The organism is Flavobacterium sp. (genome assembly GCF_043779715.1).
Lineage (GTDB): Bacteria > Bacteroidota > Bacteroidia > Flavobacteriales > Flavobacteriaceae > Flavobacterium.
Genome location: NZ_JAYWDT010000273.1, coordinates 1 through 2,413, shown reverse-complemented (window position 1 = coordinate 2,413; position 2,413 = coordinate 1). Strand labels below are relative to the sequence as shown.

Below are 2,413 nucleotides of genomic sequence, written 5' to 3'. Positions count from 1 at the left end.
AATTTTTGTTCTGCAGCTTCTATTAATTCGACTTTTTTATTAGCTACTTGATCTTTGCTAACTAAATTTTTTGCAATTATATTAACAAGTAATGATTCTTGTTCTTGTAATTCATCGATTGTAAATGTAAGCCATTTCATAGGTTTAACCGATGCTCCTTTTGTTTGTGGTTTAATAAGAAGATCAGAATCAAATTTATCAATAAGAGATTTAATGATAAGTTGTTCTTGGGAGAGTTTGTCGGATTTTTTGGGTTGTTTTTGAGGTTTTGAACCGGGACGTTTACCAGTTTTAACAGGCGATACTGCTCCAGGACGTTTTAAATATGATTTCATTGTTTGTTGATTGAGAAAATCGTTTCTTCTGTGTCGGGGCACGCAAGATGTTTCTAAAGCATCTTTGTATTCACAAACTTGTCGAGGGTTTTTTCCTTTTCTTCGTTGTTTATCTGTTTTGTCAGCAGTTGTTTTTACTGATATATAATCGATTTTAACATCATGTTTACCATCAGCATTTGATTTAATTTTAAATTCACCTTGTAAATTATATTTAAATGTACAATTTTTATCGATTTTAGCTAATTTAGGATCACCTCGAGTTACGCGGACAAATTCAATATTAACATTAAATTTTGGAGGTTTATTATCATTATCGATTATTTTTTTTATATTATTGTCCGATATTTGAGGAATAAGTTCAATAAGTTGATTTTTATGATTCACAAGTAATTCAGTTAAAAATAATAAAGGTGCATCTCCTGGACGACCAGTATATTTTTTATCAACTTGATTAGTTAATGTTCGTTTTGTTTTCGTTGTAACATTTGTAATAGTAATTAAACTATATACATAACATCTGGAATATATTTTATTATATACATCAGTGTTAGGGTGTTCATTATAGTATTTTAACACATTCGGTATCGTAAATTTAGGATTTAGAATTCGAATATCAGGATTGGTTAATAATTGTGTTACCACTTTTAAATAAGTCCCGTATCGCCATTTGTTTGTTTTGGGTTGTATTTGTTTGTACAATACGCGCATTTCCTTCCATTGATCAGGATCACTTTCACGCAATGCTCTAATATCCGTTTTTATTTCATGCAAAATTAACATAAGTTCATCTCTTGATAAATCTTTTAATGATGTGCGTTTTTCCCATCCACATTTACCTTTTACGCATGGTTCATCGATAAGGTTTCGTTTAGGTTTTTCGATAGATTTACGTCCAATGTGAACACGTTCTTCAACACTAAGTTTAGGTTGTTGGGGAAATAATTCTTTCCGAATGTAAGTTCCTAAATAGCGTTTAAGATCGGCGATATATTTGTTATATACACTTAACATTTCAGCGGTTTGTTCTTTTGTTCGTTGTGTTTGTTCTTTTGCTTGTTGTGTTTTTGCTTTTCTACGTGCTTCATATGCATCGGAAGCTGCTTTTTTTAAATTTGCTAAAACAGAATTAGTATCAGCACTTGAAATATCTTTTCTTACTTGTTTACGCACATCAGCTAATTTTTTCTTAGCTTTGAATAAAACAGTTATTAATTTACCACCAGATGTGAATTTAGGAGGTTCATCGGCAGCAGCGTTAGGTGCACGTAGAGCATCAATAACATCTCCTAATGCATTATTTAATTTGGTTTTTAAAGCTTGTCCAATATAAAATGATTCGATAATATCACTTATGTATTTTTTTGCAGCAACTTGTTCGTTAGCATTAATCGCTTCGTTTTGATCCATTATAACATTGATTGCAGCCATTTCTTCTTCTGGTAATTCTGGTAATTCAGGTAAATCAAGGGAATCGAAATCTGGGACATCAACATCTGCTGGTAATGAAGGTATATTTGAATCTGTGTCTGATAATGATAACAATCCTTGATTACTATCGTCCCCAACATCAAACCTGGGAAGTTCTTTTAAAGAGTTACTCATTATCTTATTCGCAGATTTTTATTTTTTATTTTTTATTTATCCAAATATGATTTTGAAGATTGAGGTCCTTTTTGTTGCTGATATTTTCCTTTATAATGGTTTTTGAAATTATTATATTTATCTTCTATTTTATGAAAATGTATTTGTCCAATTCGCATTTGTGCATATACTTTTATCGGGTGCATTACAGATATTTCCAATGTCCATTGTTCTTTAAACCCAATATCACCAACTCCCGCAGAAATATGTGATTGGATACCTAATCTTCCCATACTCGAACGTCCATCATACATAGGAACATAATATTCACTTCCGATACGCTCAATCGTATGACCTAAATATAAAATATTCGGTTGAAGAACTAATCCTTCTTGTGGAATTAAAATTATTTTAGTCGGATTGTCTAATTTACAATCTAAATAAGATACTGTTGAAAAATCATAAACACATAGTTTGTCACCTAACATTACATC

General features: G+C 30.9%; 2 protein-coding genes. Both read right to left on the bottom strand.

Going from position 1 to position 2,413, the window contains the following annotated elements:
* On the bottom strand, window positions 1-1,940 hold a 1,940-nt coding region (locus ACH2BG_RS13200; RefSeq protein ID WP_395048161.1), incomplete at its 3' end, for a hypothetical protein.
* A gap of 32 nt (window positions 1,941-1,972) precedes the next feature.
* Window positions 1,973-2,413 (bottom strand): dCTP deaminase domain-containing protein (locus ACH2BG_RS13195; RefSeq protein WP_395048160.1); only part of this gene is annotated, 441 nt, incomplete at its 5' end.